This window comes from Runella sp. SP2, assembly GCF_003711225.1.
Lineage (GTDB): Bacteria > Bacteroidota > Bacteroidia > Cytophagales > Spirosomataceae > Runella.
On record NZ_CP031030.1, the window covers coordinates 828,364 to 847,485 of the forward strand.

The 19,122-nt window shown below is 43.0% G+C and carries 19 protein-coding genes; 6 read left to right on the top strand and 13 right to left on the bottom strand.

All coding sequences use genetic code 11. From position 1 onward, the window contains the following. Nucleotides 1-15: 15 nt before the first annotated feature. The 13 genes from DTQ70_RS03290 to DTQ70_RS03350 form a co-directional block, all read right to left on the bottom strand. A complete protein-coding gene (locus DTQ70_RS03290; RefSeq protein ID WP_122929487.1) occupies nt 16-1,803 on the bottom strand; it encodes a hypothetical protein in 1,788 nt (595 codons plus the stop codon). A gap of 11 nt (nt 1,804-1,814) precedes the next feature. Continuing rightward, nucleotides 1,815-2,999, bottom strand: a complete 1,185-nt coding sequence (locus DTQ70_RS03295) for an FAD-dependent oxidoreductase (protein WP_122929488.1) — start codon at nt 2,997-2,999, stop codon at nt 1,815-1,817. An 80-nt stretch (nt 3,000-3,079) separates the two neighbouring features. Beyond that, nucleotides 3,080-3,535, bottom strand: a complete 456-nt coding sequence (locus tag DTQ70_RS03300; protein ID WP_122929489.1) for a VOC family protein — start codon at nt 3,533-3,535, stop codon at nt 3,080-3,082. Continuing rightward, the gene (locus DTQ70_RS03305) at nt 3,532-4,581 is read right to left on the bottom strand and encodes a ferritin-like protein (RefSeq protein WP_122929490.1); all 1,050 of its coding nucleotides are present in this window, start codon (nt 4,579-4,581) and stop codon (nt 3,532-3,534) included. The genes DTQ70_RS03300 and DTQ70_RS03305 overlap by 4 nt, the downstream gene beginning before the upstream one ends. A 15-nt stretch (nt 4,582-4,596) precedes the next feature. Continuing rightward, nucleotides 4,597-6,528: a hypothetical protein gene (locus DTQ70_RS03310; protein WP_122929491.1), complete on the bottom strand. Its 1,932-nt coding sequence runs from the start codon at nt 6,526-6,528 to the stop codon at nt 4,597-4,599. 456 nt (nt 6,529-6,984) lie between these two features. Next, the gene (locus DTQ70_RS03315; RefSeq protein ID WP_122929492.1) at nt 6,985-8,133 is read right to left on the bottom strand and encodes a Fic family protein; all 1,149 of its coding nucleotides are present in this window, start codon (nt 8,131-8,133) and stop codon (nt 6,985-6,987) included. Nucleotides 8,134-8,265: 132 nt separating this feature from the next. Continuing rightward, entirely contained in the window at nt 8,266-8,388 is a 123-nt protein-coding gene (locus DTQ70_RS31185; RefSeq protein WP_255417949.1) for a hypothetical protein, read from the bottom strand. A 291-nt stretch (nt 8,389-8,679) separates the two neighbouring features. Continuing rightward, nucleotides 8,680-8,982: a nucleotidyltransferase family protein gene (locus DTQ70_RS03325; protein ID WP_122929493.1), complete on the bottom strand. Its 303-nt coding sequence runs from the start codon at nt 8,980-8,982 to the stop codon at nt 8,680-8,682. 228 nt (nt 8,983-9,210) lie between these two features. After that, entirely contained in the window at nt 9,211-10,758 is a 1,548-nt protein-coding gene (locus DTQ70_RS03330) for a DUF262 domain-containing protein (RefSeq protein WP_122929494.1), read from the bottom strand. A gap of 174 nt (nt 10,759-10,932) precedes the next feature. Then, nucleotides 10,933-11,721 (bottom strand): hypothetical protein, encoded by a 789-nt coding sequence (locus DTQ70_RS03335; RefSeq protein ID WP_122929495.1) that lies wholly within the window; start codon nt 11,719-11,721, stop codon nt 10,933-10,935. A gap of 422 nt (nt 11,722-12,143) precedes the next feature. After that, on the bottom strand, nt 12,144-13,214 hold the full coding sequence (locus tag DTQ70_RS03340) for an asparaginase (protein ID WP_122929496.1): 1,071 nt from the start codon (nt 13,212-13,214) through the stop codon (nt 12,144-12,146). A 42-nt stretch (nt 13,215-13,256) separates the two neighbouring features. After that, a complete protein-coding gene (locus tag DTQ70_RS03345; RefSeq protein ID WP_122929497.1) occupies nt 13,257-14,030 on the bottom strand; it encodes a TatD family hydrolase in 774 nt (257 codons plus the stop codon). A 117-nt stretch (nt 14,031-14,147) separates the two neighbouring features. Then, entirely contained in the window at nt 14,148-15,146 is a 999-nt protein-coding gene (locus DTQ70_RS03350; protein WP_164489839.1) for a glycosyltransferase, read from the bottom strand. A gap of 370 nt (nt 15,147-15,516) precedes the next feature. Here DTQ70_RS03350 and DTQ70_RS03355 point away from each other — a divergent pair, with 370 nt between their 5' ends. The 6 genes from DTQ70_RS03355 (at nt 15,517) to atpF (ending at nt 19,113) form a co-directional block, all read left to right on the top strand. Further along, on the top strand, nt 15,517-16,503 hold the full coding sequence (locus tag DTQ70_RS03355) for an ion channel (RefSeq protein WP_122929499.1): 987 nt from the start codon (nt 15,517-15,519) through the stop codon (nt 16,501-16,503). A 20-nt stretch (nt 16,504-16,523) separates the two neighbouring features. Continuing rightward, complete coding sequence (locus tag DTQ70_RS03360) at nt 16,524-16,751, top strand: AtpZ/AtpI family protein (RefSeq protein WP_122929500.1); 228 nt, start codon at nt 16,524-16,526, stop codon at nt 16,749-16,751. 6 nt (nt 16,752-16,757) lie between these two features. Then, nucleotides 16,758-17,126: a hypothetical protein gene (locus DTQ70_RS03365; protein ID WP_122929501.1), complete on the top strand. Its 369-nt coding sequence runs from the start codon at nt 16,758-16,760 to the stop codon at nt 17,124-17,126. Nucleotides 17,127-17,133: 7 nt separating this feature from the next. Then, nucleotides 17,134-18,153: a F0F1 ATP synthase subunit A gene (gene atpB, locus DTQ70_RS03370; RefSeq protein ID WP_122929502.1), complete on the top strand. Its 1,020-nt coding sequence runs from the start codon at nt 17,134-17,136 to the stop codon at nt 18,151-18,153. Nucleotides 18,154-18,195: 42 nt separating this feature from the next. Next, on the top strand, nt 18,196-18,459 hold the full coding sequence (gene atpE, locus DTQ70_RS03375; RefSeq protein WP_028527130.1) for an ATP synthase F0 subunit C: 264 nt from the start codon (nt 18,196-18,198) through the stop codon (nt 18,457-18,459). A 159-nt stretch (nt 18,460-18,618) separates the two neighbouring features. Beyond that, nucleotides 18,619-19,113 (top strand): F0F1 ATP synthase subunit B, encoded by a 495-nt coding sequence (gene atpF, locus DTQ70_RS03380; protein WP_122929503.1) that lies wholly within the window; start codon nt 18,619-18,621, stop codon nt 19,111-19,113. The last annotated feature ends 9 nt before the right edge of the window (nt 19,114-19,122 follow it).

Sequence of the window (19,122 nt, forward strand, 5' to 3'; positions counted from 1 at the left end):
AGTTCCCTACCAATGCTACAGTTCGGGGCTAATAAACGGATATTGGGTATCGTCCACGATGGGATGAACATCAAAAAAGTCGTTCAGAACTGACTCCGCCGTGCAGTAGGCTCCCTCCACCCACGCTTGGTCGTTGGAGTAGGCTTCGCCAACGATGTAGATGTTCAAATCTTTGTTTACAAGTTGGGAGGGCTTACGGATTTTTCGTTGTACGTCATTGATGTCATAATGAGCCGCCCAGGCATGATAACCTGCGTTGAAAGGAGGAAGCGACCAGTCCATATAGCGTGCTTCCAAGGGCTCAGGGACAAGCGTGTAGTCTGAACCTGGGCCAAAATGTATCTCGGCGAGTTGCTTTCGAAGCATTGTAATCATGTTATTTGGGCATTTTTTAGGACCTTGAAGAGGCTGAATATTATCGATACTCGGGATAGTACGGTCTTCGTCGGTATTCAGTTCTAGTTCTTTCCAAAAATCAGTAAACATTTCGTCGTCATAGCTTGCCAAAATCCCATAGATTGGTTTTTGCGTTTTATCGAGGGCATTATTGCCAAAATAAACCACCATTCGTATCGGCGTATCTGTCACACTTGGGCCAATCGAATTAGGCTTGCCTTGTTGCTCTAGTCGTGGTTTGTATTTGGCATTCATCCACCATTCGCAGTCAAAAAATAACCCCACTTTGTAGGAAGGTTGTACAATGGCTGCTTCCAAGTAGTTTTGAACCGATGCTTGATTGAGCACGTCATAGGTACCTTTGGGGGCATGGTGGTAACGCGTAGCCTGAGCGACCAATTCGATGGAGTGGCGAGGCATGGCTAACCAAGCGGCATCTGTCTCTTCTACGGCATTTGAAAGCCAAGGCGATTCTCTTGACGCAATTTTAAATCGCACTTTGTTGGTGGTTTCGTCAGCCAAAATGGAATGGAGGCGCGTATTTGGTGTGTACCTAAAATCAATTCCTTTGTCGCGTGCCAGTTGGACAATCGAATTGAACAACGCATTGAACATCATCGAAAAACCGTGGGTTAACGTTTTGTATTCGGTGCCTGGCATAAATTCATCGTTGGCCTCAAAGGCGACGGAAGAATTCCAGTTAATGACGTTGGACGAATACCCGTTTCCATCTGCGGCATAATCATAGCCTTCGTTGGTTAGTTGGTCATACATGATATTCCAATAGCCGATGTTTCTGACTAAATCGCCATTCTTAAAAACCGAATTTGTATCGGTGTCGTACTTCAATCGTCCGTATTTGTTGAACTCAAGCCAATCGAGGCGAGTCTTTGGGTAATCTTGGGTAATGGCCAATTTCCCAACCTCGTTCATTCCGTAGAAAGGAGTTTGGGCAGCTCCACCATTAGGGATATTGTAAGGAGCAGGATTGCTTGCGCTAATCTCACTGCTGTACATGTTTTTGTGCCTGAGGTAATAAAGTGGGTCAGCAGATTCGTCGAACTCCACCGAATACTGGTCGAGGTTTAGCAGTTCAATTACCTTTGACACCACTTTATGGCCCGATTGTGTTGTTTCGTTCCACTGAGAATAGCGCATTCCTCCCAATTCTAAATAAGAGGCTTCGGGGTCGTTGTTGAAATGCCAAGTACAGATGCGAGCCCCTGCGGCTCTAGTGCCCCTGTGCTCATCATTGAAGTCATATTGCCCCCAATCATAAAGCTCCACCACATCTCCCTCGTGCAGTTGTTTTAATTTTCCTTTTTCTGTCGTTGTTTCACCGTTTAGCAAGCGCCAAATGGTGTAAAGGCCAGAGGCGCCCGCGCCAAAGATGGAGTACTTTTTCATGTGTGTTGGGTTTAGATGTTTTTGAGGTGTTTATCGGTTAATTTAAAGTGACTGATGTCGTATTCCGTTGTTTGGTTCAGCGTCAAATCGCTTAGTATTTTTCCCATCAGTGGAATAAATTTTCCTGCCCAACCCGTGGCATAAAGCACTATGTTTTGGTGGTTTGGAACGAAGCTGGGCGCAAAATCGACAATCAATTCTTTGGAGGCATTGTTGCTCAAGGCCATAAAACAAGTGGAGGTATGATACGGACGTGGGTCAATGCCTGTCATGTGGTTTTTAACCCACTCCGACGTTAAGGCCAACTCTTCTTTATTGGGAATAGAGGTTCGCTGAGAGGGGTCGGTGAGCGGATTAATGACAAAATCGGGGGCGACTCGGATGTAACCAGGGTAATCCCAATCTACCGCAGGAAATCCGTAAAACTCGTTTCCATCTTTTCCTTTGGGTGGTTGGAACACAAACCACGTAGGATAGTTGATAGAGGGATCCGTCAGTTTAAAATAAGCAGATGACATGTTCCAATAGGTCACATTCAAGTAAATGCGCAGGAGGCTCGTTACCTCATCGACGTATGGCCCAGGTACTAAAACCAGTTTCTTTGAAGTGTAGGTGGTGTTTCCTACGGTAACTTGAATGTCTTGGTTCGCTGATGAAGTGATTTTATCTACTTTTGAATGCTCTTTCAATGAGATAAATGGAGACGTAGCACACAAACTGTGAAGGGTTTCAACCGTATTTTTTAAATTAATACTAGCTCCATCTTTTTGAAATAATCCCTCGTACGTAGAAGGTAAATTCTTAAAGTGGTATTTGTTTTGAATGTCAGTAGCATTCAATTTAGTGTAAGGAATCTGTTGATTGGTTAAGGCTTGTTCTGCTAGTTTTATATTCCCTTCGGTGGTTTGTACATCGGGGTCTCCAAACCATAACGTCCCTACTTTTTTCATCAACTCCAATTTGGTTTGGCTCTGGAGGTCTTCCCAATAGGGTTCACTTTGAACCACCAATTTTACCATGTACTCTTCTGGGTAGGGTATTCTGAATTGCCGAGTAAACCCCGCAGAACTTCCCAGTTGGTTCTGAAAAGTAAACCGTTCAAGCACAAGTGTTTTTACCTTTTCTTTGCTTAATTGATAAGCCGTGGATAGCCCCATCGAACCTCCACCTACTATGATTACATCGTAGTTATTCATTGGAATAAATTGAAAAAAGATGATTGAAGAAACACTATTCAGGGCAACAAACTGTACCTCTGATTTCTCCGAAAACGCAGCTACCCTTTCCCCATGTTTTGCCTAATGACAAAGGAGTTGTTGTCGGGGTCGCAGAAGAAAAAGAAGAGGTCAATGAAGCCTTCGTCGGAAGTGTTGGAAATGATGTATTTGTCATCGCCTTCGCCACCGCCCATTGGCATCACTACCACGCCTTGCTGGAGTAAATCCTGTAAAGTCGCCTTTATATCGTCCACGATAAAACTGGGCACCGTGCCGTTGGCGGGCATGGATGGGTAGGGCGCGTCGATGTCTTTGTACAGCCCAATGGTGAACGTCCCACCCTGTGCGCAGGGAGCATTCATTTCGACATAGGAGTTGGTGCTGTAGGTGCCTCCGTCGCTGATGGTATAGCGTTCATCCACGGTAAATCCCAAAACATTCTCGTAAAATGCCCGTGAGCGCAGCACGTCGCTGACCGATAGCTTGGTGACTAATTGTTGTAATTGAAAGTTCATAGTTGGGTAGTGGGTTGAACAAATTCATACGACGGCCCAATGGTGTAGCCATCCTGCCCTGGGAAAGGCATTTCGGCGAGTTTTTGGCAAGCAAGCCTCAAATCAAACATCAGCCCGATGGTATTGTTCAGGTTATCAGGATGGCCGTTGAAGGTTTGGTGTAGCCCAAAAAGTAGGTTACTGTACGTCTGATTAAAGGAGTCCAACAACCGACGTTCTTCGGAGCCTTCGGGCAACATCTCCGCTTTGGTATTGGGGTACAGCGGAAGCACGTTAGAGGGATCAAACGGGATGACGGGACCCGTAAACGAATAGCCATTGGGGGCATTGGGATCTCTAACGAGTTCTCTGCCTTTGTACAATTCTTCAAACTTATAATAGTGGGCAAGTTCGTCGTCGGTACCCAACGGCGATACTTCGCTTCCTTCTCCTTGTTCTACAATGACGTTGATAGCATTGATGGCGTCCGTTTTGGTCAGGATGGGGTAGAGGAGGTCGGAAGAGAAAAAGCTGGAAGTTACCTGTTTGGCGGGATTGCCAGGCAATTCGTCGGGGGCGAGCTCGGCTATTTTGGCCTGCAATGCCCGATAAAAATCGCCGATGGTTTTGTAGGTAGCCTCGGTTGCTGCCAGTGCCATGGTTTTAAACTCGATGGGGTTTTCGGGTTCTTCAATTTCCATAAAAACGTTTTGTACCACATCGAGGGAGTATTTTTCGATGCCCACAATGAGCGAACCACCAATGCCCATGGGTAAATGCGTGGGGTAATTGGGGACAAAATCGGGGCGTGAAATGGCGGGGCATCCTCCCACGGCATTGAGGATGTTGGCGGCAATGGTCATGTGCAACATTTCTTCAATCACAATCGAGTGAATCACTTTTCGGGTGTCAGACTCGGTATTGGCTTTGAACGAAAACAACGCGGTTAGGTACGGAGGAATGGTGGAATGTTCCAACTCAATGGCATTTTGCAGCATCGGAAAAAGCTCCGCTAAGCTTTTTGCATTTTGTACCGCACTTACAAATTTTGGACTTATCTTGAGCATGATGGTTATTCAGGTTTAGAATTCAAACAGATTGGTTAATGCTGGGAAATTAATCAAAGAGCCATTTTTGGCTTTGGTGGCCTCGACCAACTTTTGTTGCTGCTCAGAAGGCGCTGCCGTGTCGAGCTCGGCGTTTGCGTCAACGCTTTTCAGTTTTATTCCTCTGGCGGCAGCGGTGGCTGGGTCATCGACGATGGGGTTGTCCAACCACTTCAAAATCGTGAGCCGCTTGGTTTCGGATAAGTCCCGCGTGGCGGGCATGTAAATGGGGTCGTGGATGTCGCGGGTAAAAGCAAATTTCAAGATGTCCTTTTTGGCAATCATTGCCTGTGGATCGGCAAAATTGATGAAGTACTTGCTCATAATGGGGTACAGGTTGGCAAACTGCGTCATCATGTCCGAAATATCGCTCCAAGTGGGGGTTTCGGGGATGGGGAAATCGTCCCGTAAATGGATAGAAATGGACATGGGCGCGGCTCCTGGAATGGCGCTGTCTGGTTGCTGATTGGCCAAAGTGTAATCCAACAGGTAGATTTGCCCGTCGATATAGACCCGTGGCGAATGGATGCTGTTGCCCGTGATTTCGATTTGGGCCATGCCTTGGGCGTTGGTTTGGCACGAAGGCGCAAAACTCAACCCGTCCTGAGGCTTGTTGTTGCCGTAGGTAATAGAAATCGGGGGCGAATTTTTGTCTTTGGGCGTATCTGGCGTGGGCGGCTCCATCGTAATCGTGATTTCGGTTTGCGGCAACGGCTGCCCGTACTGATACGCGTAGAGGTTGACCGTCACTTTTTGATTGGTGTCGATGCGCTGCACAAAATTGTCGGCGCGGCACACGATGCCGTCAATGGCCTCGCGGGCAATCAGCAAGTATTGGGTAGAACTGCTACCCGCTGCTACGAGAACCAACTGGCTGTTTTTCAAGTCATTCACCACGTCTGCCGACAGCATGTTAAAATCGACAATGCCGCAGGTGCTATTGAGCCAAGTGGAGCCTTGTTGGTACGGTACTTTGCCAATGATTTCGAGCTCGCTGCTGTCGATGAGTACGTTTCGGATGGCGGGTGGGTTGGTAAGCGGCTGTTTGCTGACCGCCAAGTAGAAATCATTGGTGGTATTGATGGTTCCGATGGAATCGGCAATGGGAAACGAACCGCCCAAGTCAATCGACAAGCGGGCGTTGTCAGCATCGAATATAAAATTGGAGCCGCCAAATACTTGGCCTCGTTGATAGACCCCGTACAATCTCCGTGCGGGGGCAAAAAGCTCAGGTTCGTTTTCAAACCACGGGCCGATGCAGCCCAGTATTTTTCCGAGCGAAAAGCGTCCGTCGGCGTGGGCGTAGTAGTAGCCAAAGCCGTTGAGGTTGATACTGATTTTGTTTTGTTGGGTTTTGGCCTTCAACGCCATTAAAATGGGCGATTTTTCGGCCAATTTTCCGTATTTAACATCCTCTAGTACCGACGTCCACGAGGCACCCATGGGTTGGCCGTTGGGTTGACCGCCGTTGGTTTGTCGGCGTTGCAAATCCCGAAAGCCCGTGGGCTTGATTCTTCCTTCGAGCAACAACTCATTGTGGGCCGAAAGGATGCGAAAGGTGACGCCCCAAAGCTCCGACACCATTTGTTGGTCGGGGTCTAAGTCCACCATTTTGCCCGAGTTTCGTCCTTCTGCACCCGTCACCAGCTGCCCAATGATGCCATCCAAGGCAGGGTCGGTAATGGTCGTGCCGTTTTCGTTGGTAGCTTGCTGAATCGTGCAGTTTTGAAAGCCAAAGGTAGCGCCGCCTTCGGGGTTCCACCAGCCGTTGGTTGCCCCTTGCCCAGGAAGCTGAAAGCTCGACTCAAACGTAGCGTTGTTGTAGTGCTGCGTGTCGTTGTTGACGGTGGAGACATCCGAGGAAAAGTCTCCAGAGAATACAATTCTGGGGAAATGTAAATAAGACATGTTGTTTTTGGTTACTGGTTACGGGAATTTGGAAGTATGAGAAGAGTCCATAGACCATGGTCGATAGTCCACGGTTTTAGTCCATAGTCGATAGACCATAGTCCACGGTTTTTGGTTGATAGCCCATAAGTTTTAGTCCACAGTTGATAGACCATAGTCCACGGACTATCGACCATGGACTATCGACTATCGACCATGGACTATTAAGGACTGGCAAAAAAGTTTGTTTGGGTTCTTTTTCATAAAACGTTGTTTAAATAAATTAAGGGAAAATGCCCGTGAGGGCGGGGAATGTGCACAGGCGTATGTAAGCCTAAGCGAGAGTAGTACGAGTTTTTTCTAACGTTGTTGTGTTGAGTTTTTTACAGTGCTAATGTAGAAAAACTTTTTGAATAAAAAAACATATAACTACAAAGAATTTGGTGCCAAGGTGGGAACGGGGATGGCTATTTCTTTCTACGAAGATACAGATGTTTTTTCGTCCGATATTTTCGGTATTCTTATGTTTTTTGGACTTATAATAATGTAATTTGTTTTCTTTCCGCTGTCTTCTGCTTTCAACATTTCTTTTGCGACCAAATCTTGCAAATCACGTAAAGCGGTGTCTGAGGAGCATTTGGTAAGTTTGGCGTAAGTGGATGTTCGTAAAAATCCCACTTCTTTGCCGTAATTGTCATACAGATAATTGATTACAAGTCGTTGTCTGTCGTTAATATTTGTTGACTTGTGTTTGTCCCAAAAGTGTGCTTTGTCCAAAATGATTTCCAAATTTTGCTCACTTGCCATTAACGCCCTTTCAAAACAACCGAGAAACCATTCTAAATATAGTGTGATGTCTGATGTTCCTTTTTGTGCTTTTTCAATAATGTTGTTATAGTGTTTATGTTCTTTGAAAATTTGGTTTGATAAGCTGTAAAAACGAATTTTACTATTATCGCTTTTTGCTAACCACATATCTAAAATGGCCCTCGCTATCCGTCCGTTGCCGTCATCAAAAGGGTGAATGGTGACAAACCAAAAGTGAGCAATGATAGATTTTAGAACCAAATCCAACCTTTTTTCACTATTCAACCAATTTAAAAATTGTTCCATTTCGTGTGGCACTCTGTCGGCTGATGGTGCTTCAAAATGTATTTTTTCTTTGCCAAAAATGCCCGAAACTACCTTCATACCCCCTGAACGATATTTGGCAACATCAATTTGCTGGTAACCGCTAAAACCTGTTTGAAAAAGTGAGTGATGCCAACCTAAAAGGCGTATTTGTGTGAGCGGTTTGTCGAAATTTTGGGTAGCATCCAAAATGACATCAACAATCCCTTCGATGTTTCGGGGTGTCTGTACAAAATCAGCATTTTCAATACCTAATTTTCGGGCAATTGACGAGCGAACAAGTTCAGGATTTATAAATTCACCTTCAATTCTTGATGTATCTACAACCTCTAAAATAAGCGATTCTAAAGTGGCACGTTCTATAAAATCGAATCCTAAACTTTCCATACGACCCAATAAACGTCCTTGTAAATGCCTTACAGAGGCCAAGACAGGCGATAACTTGTCGTTATCCCAAACAAAGTTTGTCCAATTTTCTCTTTCGTGTATGTACATAATTACCGCCGCAAAATATGCGGTGAAAATAAGGCTTTTACACCGCAAAACAATTTTTTGCTTCTAAAATGTTGAATTTAGCACTTCACTTTCATAGTAAAATTGAGCATGACAAAAAAGAATACTGATATGCTACAAGAAAATACGCTCATCCATCGCGCCATTGGATAAGTGCTTGATTTTAAAGGGATAGTGTTTTGTGCGTAGTGTTTCGATACTTGGCCGCAGCTCAAGTACGTTCAAAGGAAATTCCATACAACCGCTAGGCTGGCCGCCCGCCCGAGTTTCGTTCAAGACTGGGCGGTTTCGGGATTTCACGGCGTGGCTGAAAGCCACCACGAATGCTTAGTTATTGGGTACAGTGCCTTCTTACTTGTTCAGTAATTTTTCAACACCATGAATAATTCTATTTCTAACGTCCACCAACTTTCGTGAATTTGTTATAGTAATGGTTTCATCTCTTTTCAGAATCCAATTCATTGCTTCGCCAATAATTTCAACATTTCCATAATGGCATTCTAAATGTCGTAAAGCCACGCTTTTATGTCATTGTCCATAAATGAGTTGTCTTTGTTGGTTTACAGACTTCTTGAAATAGGGGTTTTTTATGGCTTTCTCTTCCAACAAATCTATAGGTCGATTTAAAAGGTCTTGAAGTGAAAATTTGAAGTCAAAATAATTGTCAGCATAGTCTTCGACCTCGATAGTTGAAAAATCCACAATTAAATCAATATCGCTTTCGCTGTTAAATCGGTCTGTTAAAACCGACCCAAACGCATAAAGACTTTTTACTTTATGATTTTCACAAAGTCTTTTTATCTCTGAAGTGTATCTTTCAAGCGTATTCATTTGTCCAAATTGATTAAGCCCAATTTACAATTTATTTCTTGATGTTCTACAAGTAGGTCGAATTTTGTACGTTCACTGGTTGCCTTATACACAACGTTTTGGGTATTGCCGAAGGCGGGGATTTTTAGCACAAAAGTTCAATAGAATTACTGCTGTTGAACTTTGCACAAAAGTTTCATAGAAGCACTTTAGCCCCGCTTTTGGCAATACCTTGTTATGCACAGTTTTTTAATTTTTAATGGCAGAATTACAATATGGATGTGTCAGTTGTGCATTGTCTGCATCTCCAAGTCCGCCATCTTCTTTTCTTTGTTTATGGTCAAACGAAATTGAATTAGTATGTATTCGTGCATTACAAATTTTACATCTTAATGCTTTTTCCAATGCTTCTGTAATAAATACTGAAGATTTAGTTTCGTCTGAAAAGTTGTTATTTGTTACTTCAAAATCTTCAGTATCATTCACTTTTATAAACTTAAAAACATCTTTTTGAAGTACATTTTTCACAGCCAATTCTTTGTCATTTGAATTCTTTAAAAGTTCTTCCATTAAATTTAGGTAGAATGATTTTATATGAGGTAATGCTTTTATAGAACCTCTGTAGTGTCTTAGTATCTGTTGAATAGCAAAGTCATATTCTATTAAAATATCTTCAAATGCTTCTCGGATTTTTATAAAGTCTTTAAATTTATTTTTCTCATCTAATTCCATTATAAAATCTGTAATTGCAAAAAACGAAGCTGTTTTGTGCCTTCCAGTTTTTGAGTAAAAATATACTGCTGGATGTAAACCTAAAGACGAAACGTGATTAGCATTAATTATATACGCAATTTTTCTACTTCTTTTTAATGCTTCAACAGTGAAAGTCCCGTCTTCGTCAATCTTATTAATGTTTTGATTTTTTTTGTTTACCAAGTCAACGTATTCAAATATCAGCAATGGACTTTGGCTTGAATACCCTTTCCCTCCAATTGGTAAGTCGAGTGTTTTGATTGGATTTTTAAGCTTTGGAAGAAAAAAAACCTTATTTACTTCTTCTGATAGCTTTACAATTTCCTTTTGGTTTTCATTTGTAAATTTTGACCAATATTGATGCCCTTTTCCACCTTTAATAATTGCCCTTGAAGCAATACCATTCGCCTTTTTTCGTGATTGAATTAGTTTTAATTCTGTAGGGTCAATTTTTGCGGCTTGTTGATTGATTTTGAAAAATGATGCTTCTGCTACATCTGCATCTCCTTCTACCCATTGCAATTGAACTGCAATTGCACCTAAGTTTTTAGCACTAGTGATTATATCTGGTCTGACTTTATCAGGATATTTCAATGCAAGCTGAAAATCAGAATAGCTGCCAATTTCTTTTTCAATTATCTTTCTTGTCTTATTTGCGATTTCAATTTGTTCTTCTGGAATAAGTCCATCAAATGCCAATTTAGAAATTGGTCCATCACCATAATCATTATTTATCCAAGCAATTAAAGAACTAACTCTATGGGAACCATCAATAACAAAGTTATAACCTGCCTTACTTCTCCATAAAATAACTGCTGGAATTAACTCTCCATTGATAAAACTCTTTATCAATTCAGAAACTTTTTCAGGTGTCCATTCATTCGTTTCTCTTTGAAAATCTGGCTTTCTTAACGTTAAATAGAAAAAGTCATCTTCTCGTAAATCGGAAATAGAAAAAGACTCTTTTTTCTTGGCTGAGTTTTGAGTTTCGTCTATATCAAAGTCTTCTCGTGGAAGTAATGCGTCTAAATATACTTTTGCCATATTTGTCTTGTCTGCGTGTTGTTGGTTTAAAATTGTGCATAACGGTTTTGGTATTGCCGAAGGCGGGGATTTTTAGCACAAAAGTTCAATCGAAGAACGAATGTTGAGCCTTGCACAAATGTCCAATCGAAGCACTTCAGACCCGCTTTTGGCAATACCCTGTTAGCGGTAGTATTAATGTCCTGCATCCTTATAATAAGTTTTTAAATTATGTCTGTCTTTTATCTCAATACCATATTTGTCAGAAAAATGTACCAACGAATGCAAAACTGTCTTATAGGAGTAAGATATAATTTCAGCAAATTCAGTATAAGTGTTGTCTTTAGTTGGGTCTAATTGTTGCTCTTCTTCATATGAAAAGTTTGAATAGTGAACGAAATCTGATAATTTTCTCCAAATAAAGTATGCTCGAATAAGCGAATGTGTATAATCACTATTATCTAAACTTCGTATGAGATTTCCTGTAGATTTAAAAGTCCTAAATTTTAAATCCTCTTGATTTATTATATACTGCTGTCTATTCGGTGCCTTTTTTATTTTTTCCTTTATTTCTTCAATTAACTGTCGAGTTGGATAGTATGGATAACTGCCATTTAGTTTCTCTTCGTTAAAAATGGCTAATTCACTTAGTTTGTTCAAATTTTTACTAATCGCATCCCCATTCAAATTTAAAATCTGTTCATTTTTGTCTGCTTGATTAAAAATAAATGTCAGGTGAATAAAGTCGTCAACCAAACATCTAAACAAAACAAGCTCTGATGTCAGCGTGTTACTCTTCTTGTTGCTAAAAAGTAGTTTCAAGTCGGTAGTAATTGTATGTTGCCTAACAATCATACCAACATAAGTGCTATCAAATTCATCATTGACATCAATTCCCACCTTACTAAGTATTTCTAAATTGTCAGAAGCGAATTCAGAAACTCTTTTTAATAACCCTATAATATGTTCTCTTTTGAAGTGCATTGTCTTTAAAATATTACCGCTAACTCTCAAATATGCGAAACTTTTGTAGTACTTTTTGTGTTTATTTGTACTATTTCAGTATTTTATTTAACTTTATATGTCGTACTTTTTGTATTGTCCACTACCTTTTTCCGCTCAAAAATACCCGTACTGATAAAACAAAACAATGCCTTTCGTTTTGTTTCACCAAAAACTTATCAAACGGTCATGCGAGGGTAAAATAGGGTGAGGTACTGGTAGGTAAAAGGTTTCATAAAACGTCGATAATTATTTAAACCACTCTTGCACCTCTCTTTGGTGGATGTTTATGTTGGTTTGTAAATAAGTACTAAAGGATAGCAGCTCTAAAAACTAATCGTCTAATTCCTAAAAAATTTTTCAAACAGGGTGAGTGGAGTTGCAGGGGGTGGGTTAACTCCCCCCTACCAAACCGTCATTTCCCCCACAAGCGGTTGGGCGAGGAGGGTTTTGATGCGGTCGGGGTCGGTTTCTTGGCCAAAAACCCACATCATTTTGGTGATGGCGGCTTCGGTGGTGATGTCGGCACCGCTAATTACCCCAATCTTGTCAAACCACGTACTGGTTTGGTAGCGGCCTTGCATCACGCGCCCGCCGTCGCACTGCGATACGTTCATAATCACCACACCTCGGTCGGTGGCGTCTTTGAGTTCTTGCAAAAACCACGGCAGCGTAGGGGCGTTTCCTGCGCCAAAAGTCTCTAAAACAACGCCTTTTAGGTGGTTAATCTCCAAAATCGAGCGTACTACGTTGGGCGTGATGCCAGGAAACAGCTTGAGAATCGCCACGTTTTCGTCGAGCGTGGGGCGTAGTTCAAAAATACTGCCAAGGGCGGGCGTGGTAATGTAGGGGAGGTGGTACTCAATCGTCACGCCCACTTCGGCCAACGGCGGGTAGTTGTCGGAACGAAAGGCGTTGAATTGCGAGGTTTCTTTCTTTTTGGCGCGGTTGCCACGGAGCAGCACATTCTGAAAATAAATGCACACTTCGGGTACAATCGGTTTGCCATCGTGCTGCGCCGCCGCAATCTCCAAGGCCGTAATGATGTTTTCGCGGGCGTCGGTGCGGGCCACCCCGATGGGCAGTTGCGCCCCCGTCAAAATCACGGGTTTTTGGAGGTGTTGGAGCATAAAACTCAGCGCCGAGGCGGTGTAGGCCATGGTGTCGGTGCCGTGCAAAATCACAAAACTGTCGTAAAAATCGTAGTTGCGCCGAATCAACTGCCCCAGCTCCACCCACACGTCGGGGCGCATGTTGGAGGAGTCCATGATTTGCTCCAAGCTGGTAAAGGTAATCTCAAAATCGAGGCGTTTGATTTCGGGGAGTCGGTCCAAAATCTGTTCAAAATCGAACGGAACAAGCTGCCCTTTTTCATAGACCATTCCGAGGGTTCCCCCCGTATAAATAACCAAGACCGAAGCCCGTGGGCGGTTGGGCAGTACTGGATTGATGGTGACGGTTTTGTAAGAAAACATGATAACGAATGACGAGTTGATGAATGACGAATGAAAACTTGCTTACATTTTTAACGCATTTTCGGTGGTTTTTTGGGCGATGGTCTCTACACTTACCTGCATCAAATCCGCTACGCGCTGCGCAATGAGCGGGATGTAGGCGACTTCGTTGCGCTTGCCACGGTAGGGGACGGGTGCAAGGTACGGGCAGTCGGTTTCTAAGACAATGTGCTCTAAGTCGATGTAAGGGAGGACTTTGTCGAGGCCGCCATTTTTGAAAGTCGCTACGCCGCCAACGCCCAGTTTAAAGCCGAGTTCGATGGCTTTTTGGGCTTCTTCCAACGTGCCCGTAAAGCAGTGAAAAATGCCTTTGAGCTGCGGATTTGCCACTTTTTCTATCAATTCTACCACTTCCCAAAAGGCGTTGCGGCTGTGAATGTCAATCCAGAGGTTGTGTTTGAGGGCGAGGTCGCACTGTACCAAAAAGGCTTCTTTTTGCTGTTCGACAAAGGTTTTGTCCCAATACAAATCCATGCCTATTTCGCCAATGGCGACGAATTTCTGGGCCGATGGGCTGTCCTGCGCTTTGTTAAGCCATTCTTCTACAATGTATAATTCTTGCTGAAAATCCTCTTTGACGTAGGTAGGGTGCAGGCCCATCATGGGTAAACATACGTTGGGGTATTGTTCGGCCAAGGCCATCATGCCGTCGATGGTTGTGTGGTCGCAGTTGGGCATCCAAATCTGCTGAATACCTGCTTGAAACGCCCGTTCGAGCATGGCTTCGCGGTCGTCGTTGAATACTTCGTCGTAAATATGTGCGTGGGTTTCTATCATTTTATAAGTGGTAATTATTTTAGTGTCGAGGGTAGAGTGCAGAGTGTCTAATTTTGTGGGGAGGGTTGCTCACAACCCGACATGAATTTCAAACACTCGACATTCTGCATTCGACATTTAAAAATAGTTTCTTCCTTTCCACTGTGTGTTTTTGGTTGTATAAAAGTTAATCAGCATGGTAAAGTTCATTCCGAGGTGATAAAACCAGAAAAAGGGCGCGCCTAACAGCAGCGTGTTGAGCTGCAACCAACTGAGGCTACCCACAAGCCAAGCGGTGGTAAAAACATAGCTGGCAAAGGTTAAAAAGAGGGCCGTTTTTGGAAAAAAGAGGGCTAAAACGAGCAAAATTGGAATCAGTAAGCCGTTGAGATAGACCCCAATCCGCTGTCCCCACGGCAGCGACATGGCTCCGTACATCCAGCGCTTGCGTTGTATTAATAATTCTCGAAAGGTCGGAACAGGTTTTGAAATCGTCAACACGCGGCGGTCGAACAGTTGTTCAAACCGAAAACCCTTTTCCAAAATAGCCCTGAAAAGGGCGTAATCTTCGGTGATTGAAAACGGGATGCCTTCGTAGCCACCCACGGCGTCGTAGGCTTGGCGGGTGGTGGCCATGTTGTTGCCCATGGCCGTAACGGGGATGCCAAACAGGCCAAAAAGTCGCATGAGCGAAAGGTAAAAAAGCCATTCCATGCCTTGAAAGAGGGCAAGTCCCCCATGAAGAAAAGTAGGTGTTTTCATGGTGGTGATGCCCGTTACTACCCCCACGTTGGGTTTAAAATGCCGCAGCATTTCTTGAATCCAGTCGGTAGGTACTTCGATGTCGGCATCGGTAAAAAACAGGTAGTCGCCCGTGGCTTGGTGCGCGAGTTGGGCCAAAACGTTGGTTTTTCCTTTTAAATTTGGGAGGGTATGGGTGATTGTAACTAATTTAAAATGAGGCTTATTGTGAATAAAGTTGCGAACAATATCTGCCGTTTCGTCGGTAGAAGCATCATCGCCCACGAGCACTTGGAGGTGCGTTTTGGGGTAGGTCAGCGCTTCAACCGACTGCAAGCATTCGAGGATATTGGTTGCTTCGTTACGTGCTGCAATAAGAATGGAGACTTTCTTCACAAGTTCGTTTTTTCGGCAAAGGTAAACGACTGTCGTGGAACAAAAGTGAAGGATTTCGGATTTATGTATTCAATCCTCTCTAAACCATCCTTAATTAAGTGCTAAAGCACAAGTTGAAATCAGCAAATTACATTAAAATAAACATCCTAAAACTTTTGAACTGTTACTTAATACGTTGTTTATTAAGTTTCTTTATAATTTACCCGCAGATTTACGCTGATTCTAAAACCGCAGATAACCGCAGATTTTGGGTGATTAATTCGGCTAATGAGCTTATCTGCGCCAATCCGCGTTGAATTTTAATCTGCGTTTATCTGCGGGATAAAAAATATCATACTACTTTTCAAACAAGGTACTTAATGAATCAACAATGAAAACAAATAGACTTATCAATTCAATTAAAAAAAGTGCGCTTTTGGAGCGCGAAGAACAGCGGGTAGAACTTGGTTTTGGAACGCAGTTGACTGGTTTACAGGGAAGACTGGTGAATCCCGATGGTAGTTTTAATGCCAAACGAGTCAATGTATCTTTCTGGGCGTGGGCTGATATTTTTCACCGCCTGACGCTGTTGTCTTGGCCGCGATTTTTTGTGGTTGTTTTTCTCATCTACTTTGTGGTTAACTGCCTATTCTCGCTGCTTTATATGCTTATTGGGGTCGAAAATTTGCAAGGGATTCACGGCACTGGCGTGTCGGATAAATTTTGGGGGGCATTTTTTTTCAGCGCCCAAACGCTCACAACGGTAGGCTATGGCCACGTATCGCCTGCGGGATTGATGGCAAGCGCTTTGTCGTCGGTCGAGTCTCTGGTGGGAGTGTTGGGTTTTGCCATTGCGACGGGTTTGGTCTATAGCCGTTTTTCTCGCCCTGTTCCTAAAATATTGTTTAGCCAAAATTCTATTTTTGCACCTTATCTCGACATCAACGCGTGGATGTTTCGGATGATTAATGAGAGTCCTAATGAATTGGTGGACGTGAACGTGTCGGTGTCGTTATCGCGTTTAGAAACCCTACCGTCAGGACAGCGAACGCGCAAGTATTATCCGTTGAAACTGGAGCGAAACCAAGTGAATTTTTTCCCCATGCACTGGACACTCGTTCATCCTTTAACGGAAGAAAGTCCTTTGTATGGCGTAACCGAAGAAGGGTTGAGAGATTCGGATACGGAGATACTGGTGTATATTCGCGCTACGGAGGAAACATTTTTGCAGCCAGTTCATGCCCGCTACTCGTACCGATACGAAGAGATTACGTGGGGGGCTAAATTTAGACCCATGTTTGATGGTGCCAAAGTGGACGGAATTGTCAGGGTGGATGTTCAAAAAATTCATGAATTTGACAAGGTTTCTCTCAACTAACGCTTTTAACAAACAAACGAATGGACGCCCCTAACGACCCTAAGGAAACAAAACGATTTACCTCTAACTATGCCAAATATTCGGGCATTGCGTTCCAAATGTTGGGAACAATAGGGCTTGGTGTATATGCAGGATTAAAGCTTGATGAATGGTTGGCTTACAAGTTTCCACTTTTCACGCTGGTGCTTTCGTTGGGGTCAGTAGGTGCATCTTTATACCTTATGATTGTGCAAGTAAAAAGCGAATAAGAAATTATGCTTCGGACAATATTATTTTCTGCAATTATTGGAATTGTATTTTTTACAGCCGAATACTTTGGCTTTGGTGCCATTTTGCCAAAAGAAAAATGGTTTATTTTAGCCTTCTTTTTTACGCTATCAGTTCTTCAGCACAGGATATTATCCTTTGGTTTTCAGGACGATAACGATAAATTTGTACAGTTTTACTTGGCATCAGCAGTGATAAAGCTGGTTTTGTGTATCGTATTCGTCGCTGTATTCGTCTATTTACAAGTAAATGAGGTAGTTTCGTTCATCATTACCTTTTTTGCATTATATTTATTTTATACTTGCTTTGAAGTTGTCGGAATGTATCGTAACTTGCGCCGCGATTTGAAACCGTAGAGCAATAATGAAACATATTTCAATCCGTCTATTTGTACTTTTCTTATTTTTAGCGGCCATCGTATCGCCGCAAGTAATGGCCGAAGAACCTCACAAACACGGTGAGAAAGAGAAATTTAACGCAGGTGAAATGATTATGCACCACGTTGCAGATGGCCACGAGTGGCATTTTGCAACCATCGGTCACACGCACATTTCAATTCCGCTTCCAATCATCATTTATGATGAAAACAAAGGATTCAAAGTTTTCTCTTCAAGCCACTTCTACCACAGCGAAGACGGAACTTACGAAGGATATAAACTAGAGCACGAACACATTACAGCTTTAGACGGCTCACACGTGAAAGATTTCTCAATCACAAAGAACGTAGCGTCGTTGATTCTCAGCTTTGTTTTGTTGTTGACTATTTTCTTGACAGTTGCCAAGTCGTACAAGGAGCGCACTGGAAAATCGCCAAAAGGTTTGCAATCACTTCTTGAGCCGATTATCATTTTTATCCGTGACGAAGTAGCTAAAAGCAACATTGGTGAAAAACACTACCGTCGTTTTACACCTTATTTGTTGACATTGTTTTTCTTTATTTGGATTAACAACCTGTTGGGTTTACTTCCAGGTGGCGCCAACTTAACAGGTAACATTGCCGTGACAATGACCCTTGCGGTGATTACGTTCATCGTTGTCAACTTCAATGGTAAAAGCACGTATTGGACGCACATTTTTGCCATGCCAGGCGTTCCAAAATGGATGTTGATTATCCTTACTCCCGTAGAAATTGTTGGTTTGTTTATGAAACCATTCTCATTGATGGTTCGTCTTTTTGCCAACATCACGGCGGGTCACATTATCTTATTAAGCTTTTTGAGCATGATTTTCATTTTTGAAAGTCTTGCGGTAAGCCCAGCGGTTGCCATCTTCTCTACTTTTATCAACCTTATTGAGTTGTTGGTAGCGGCTTTGCAAGCGTACATTTTTACGGTACTTACTGCTTCGTACATCGGTGCGGCGGTAGAAGAGCACCACCACTAATTTTTGTAAACTTTATTTTTTCATATATAATCAATTACAATCATGTTGCTTAACATTTTGCTTCAAGAAGCCGCTCAGAGCAGCGCATCACTTGGTTACATGGGTGCCGCTATCGGTGCTGGTCTTGCTGCTATCGGTGCAGGTTTGGGTATCGGTCGTATCGGTAGCTCAGCTATGGAAGGTATCGCTCGTCAGCCAGAAGCTTCTGGAAAGATTCAAGGTGCTATGTTGATCGTTGCGGCCTTCGTTGAAGCCGTTGCCCTCTTCGGTGCCGTTATCGCCTTGTTGGTAGTTTTGTTGAAGTAATTCATCGTCCTACCAAAAAGTGGTTATCGACCGTTGTGTACATTAGGTACCAGCATCCGTTAGTAACTACTTAAAGATAGACCATTCTCCAGTTGCAAGCAGTAGGCAAGCTTCTGGAGAATGATTAGTAAATAGAAACTCATAAGCTATTTCAATATCATGGAATTAGTAACCCCCCAACTCGGCCTCATATTTTGGCAATTAGTATTCTTCGGAATTTTGTTGTTCTTGTTGGCTAAACTTGCTTGGAAGCCAATTTTGTCAAGTTTGAGCGAGCGCGAACACCAAATCCAAAGCGCTTTGGACTTGGCTGAAAAGACGCGTGCCGATATGGCAAAATTGCAAGCTGATAACCAACAGTTGTTGGCAGAAGCCCGCGCAGAACGCGATAGCATCTTGAAAGCAGCAAAAGAATCGGCGGATCGTATCATTGCAGAATCGAAAGACAAAGCAACAGCAGAAGGTAAGCGTATCATCGAAGATGCCCGCGAAACCATCAGCAACGAACGTGCTGCCCTTGTTGCCCAAATGAAAAAAGAAGTAGTAACCATTTCGCTTGAAATTGCGGAAAAGGTACTTCGCAAAGAATTGAGCGATAAGTCGGCACAAGAACAACTTGTGGCTGATTTGGCAAAAGAAGCTAGACTTAACTAAGCGCCGAAA

What these genes read in the sequence shown, in the direction of transcription:
- DTQ70_RS03290 (WP_122929487.1), bottom strand. Translation starts at nt 1,803, where the DNA reads ATGAAAAAGTACTCCATCTTTGGCGCGGGCGCCTCTGGCCTTTACACC.
- DTQ70_RS03295 (WP_122929488.1), bottom strand. Translation starts at nt 2,999, where the DNA reads ATGAATAACTACGATGTAATCATAGTAGGTGGAGGTTCGATGGGGCTA.
- DTQ70_RS03300 (WP_122929489.1), bottom strand. Translation starts at nt 3,535, where the DNA reads ATGAACTTTCAATTACAACAATTAGTCACCAAGCTATCGGTCAGCGAC.
- DTQ70_RS03305 (WP_122929490.1), bottom strand. Translation starts at nt 4,581, where the DNA reads ATGCTCAAGATAAGTCCAAAATTTGTAAGTGCGGTACAAAATGCAAAA.
- DTQ70_RS03310 (WP_122929491.1), bottom strand. Translation starts at nt 6,528, where the DNA reads ATGTCTTATTTACATTTCCCCAGAATTGTATTCTCTGGAGACTTTTCC.
- DTQ70_RS03315 (WP_122929492.1), bottom strand. Translation starts at nt 8,133, where the DNA reads ATGTACATACACGAAAGAGAAAATTGGACAAACTTTGTTTGGGATAAC.
- DTQ70_RS31185 (WP_255417949.1), bottom strand. Translation starts at nt 8,388, where the DNA reads ATGGAATTTCCTTTGAACGTACTTGAGCTGCGGCCAAGTATCGAAACA.
- DTQ70_RS03325 (WP_122929493.1), bottom strand. Translation starts at nt 8,982, where the DNA reads ATGAATACGCTTGAAAGATACACTTCAGAGATAAAAAGACTTTGTGAA.
- DTQ70_RS03330 (WP_122929494.1), bottom strand. Translation starts at nt 10,758, where the DNA reads ATGGCAAAAGTATATTTAGACGCATTACTTCCACGAGAAGACTTTGAT.
- DTQ70_RS03335 (WP_122929495.1), bottom strand. Translation starts at nt 11,721, where the DNA reads ATGCACTTCAAAAGAGAACATATTATAGGGTTATTAAAAAGAGTTTCT.
- DTQ70_RS03340 (WP_122929496.1), bottom strand. Translation starts at nt 13,214, where the DNA reads ATGTTTTCTTACAAAACCGTCACCATCAATCCAGTACTGCCCAACCGC.
- DTQ70_RS03345 (WP_122929497.1), bottom strand. Translation starts at nt 14,030, where the DNA reads ATGATAGAAACCCACGCACATATTTACGACGAAGTATTCAACGACGAC.
- DTQ70_RS03355 (WP_122929499.1), top strand. Translation starts at nt 15,517, where the DNA reads ATGAAAACAAATAGACTTATCAATTCAATTAAAAAAAGTGCGCTTTTG.
- DTQ70_RS03360 (WP_122929500.1), top strand. Translation starts at nt 16,524, where the DNA reads ATGGACGCCCCTAACGACCCTAAGGAAACAAAACGATTTACCTCTAAC.
- DTQ70_RS03365 (WP_122929501.1), top strand. Translation starts at nt 16,758, where the DNA reads ATGCTTCGGACAATATTATTTTCTGCAATTATTGGAATTGTATTTTTT.
- atpB (WP_122929502.1), top strand. Translation starts at nt 17,134, where the DNA reads ATGAAACATATTTCAATCCGTCTATTTGTACTTTTCTTATTTTTAGCG.
- atpE (WP_028527130.1), top strand. Translation starts at nt 18,196, where the DNA reads ATGTTGCTTAACATTTTGCTTCAAGAAGCCGCTCAGAGCAGCGCATCA.
- atpF (WP_122929503.1), top strand. Translation starts at nt 18,619, where the DNA reads ATGGAATTAGTAACCCCCCAACTCGGCCTCATATTTTGGCAATTAGTA.